The sequence below is a fragment of the Pseudomonas sp. PDM03 genome, from assembly GCF_014852385.1.
GTDB lineage: Bacteria > Pseudomonadota > Gammaproteobacteria > Pseudomonadales > Pseudomonadaceae > Aquipseudomonas > Aquipseudomonas migulae.
In genome coordinates, this window is sequence record NZ_JACVBM010000043.1 from 1 (window position 1) to 1,819 (window position 1,819).

The 1,819-nt window shown below is 47.0% G+C and carries 1 protein-coding gene; it reads right to left on the bottom strand.

Translation table 11 applies throughout. The features are described from left to right. Positions 1-252: 252 nt before the first annotated feature. Complete coding sequence (locus tag IB254_RS29310; RefSeq protein ID WP_192420943.1) at positions 253-1,500, bottom strand: hypothetical protein; 1,248 nt, start codon at positions 1,498-1,500, stop codon at positions 253-255. Between the last annotated feature and the right edge of the window lie 319 nt (positions 1,501-1,819).

The following is a 1,819-nucleotide window of genomic DNA, read 5'->3' on the forward strand; positions in this document are numbered from 1 at the left end:
TAAAACAGTCGCTCCTGCCCACTCGATAACTGTCCCATCATGCTGCGTGCTTCCCTGCTGGCCAATGCAGATATTTTGCCGCAGGCCAGATAGGGGAGCTACTTTTTCAACAGAATCGGCCGATTGCAGCCAGTCGCCGTTGCCTAATACCGACTCAGAGCTTCCCTTCACAGATGAAAGCTGTCGGCCGATTGCAGTGGCTGCCTCGTCGCAACATAAAAATGAGACATAAACGGGTGGCCTAAAAAATGGCTACTTTTGATGCTCTCGAAGCCGAACTTGATCGGCAGCTAACGTCTCCTTTACCGCCCTCAAGCTTCGCCCCTTCGCACGCGCTTCAAATCCTTCCTGTCCAAACAAAGGGGCTAAGTTCTCCACACGTTTAGCTCCCAAGCGAGTGTTGAGCCATTCGAACAAGTCAAGGTCGATGAATGGAAACGTTCGACCAGAGGTTCGGCAGACCGCAATGGCTTTCAATTCCGTCAGCTTGATCAGGTCCCGTACGTCCTTGTCAGTGGAGATTAGAACGGGCAAATAAACCTCGCCGCGTGGAAGACCTTTAGGGGTCACCATTGCATCCATAATCCTGAGCATGAAAATATCCCAGGCAGCATTTCTTACAATATCGATTGCGTTTTCGCTCCTCTCGAATGAGTTCAGTTTTTTTGTCAGGCTGGTTTTGCCCCGATAAAGAATTTCGGCGCAAATTACAAGCTCTCTTGCCATCACAACTTGGAGTTCTTCATACATAAATCTAATCAATTGCTCGAGTTTGTGCGGAGCAGATTTCTTGGATCCGAGGTCGATGAGTTTTGTGCGTAGGATCATTGCTTCAATCAGCGCCAACCGATTGATTGTTTCTTCGCTCAACGCCTCGGTAAGAAGGTCATCGATCATACTCACCGCCTGCTGTTCGCAAGTCTCTCGATAAAGATTCATAAATCTATCATTCCAGCCTGGGCCCAGCGGATCAGAATCCATATGAAAAGCCAAAATCGCAGCGACAGTCTCTACGCATGCCTCGCGGGTCTTTTCATTCCAGTTTCTCTGGCATTCCCAGATGTGATAAAATGGGTTGAGTCTTTGAAGACCATCAACACCAATCGCTTTCCTGAGATTGTTTTTATACGTTTCAAGATTGTCTGTAGAGCTGGAATTGTATGAGAGCCTTCTAAAGTAGGAGGCTACGTTTGAATCAGCATATAACCCATGGCCAATTTCATACCGAATAGGGCCTTTGGAATTTATGAACTCTTTATCCAGTACAATTAATGATTGCCCTCCCATAGCGGAAGAGATCACTCCTGAGTTACCAAATTCTAGTCGTGGGACTTTGAATGCTCCTCGCATGTCTTGGCATGCGTAAACGATTCGCCAATTTTCTAATAGCTGTAAATTCGACTTAAACAGATCAAATGCGTTCTTTACGTCATCTGCTGTACAGACTTCTTGGAGAGCTGCTTGAATATCGAACTCGCTTGGTTTTTTTTGCTTATTCAAGGGAATCGCCTCTTAACCAGAGTTGTCAACGAACGTGAGCTACATCAGCATGCTCGGAAAATTATTTGCGCTTCTTTCAGCTCGTAGACGAGCCCACTCAACAGTTTTGCTAGACAAATGGTGTTGACGTCAAGAGAACGTGCGCCTCCCATAGCTGGGCCTGTCTACGGCATGGTTGAGGTTTTTTTTGGACGTCTGCTTTTGGCCGATTCTGTTGAAAAAGTCGGATTTTCAGATCACCTGAACTCAGGCACGACCACCACTGGAGAACCTACTCACCACATTGAGTGGTTTTTCGGCCCTTCGGTGACCTTTGCTG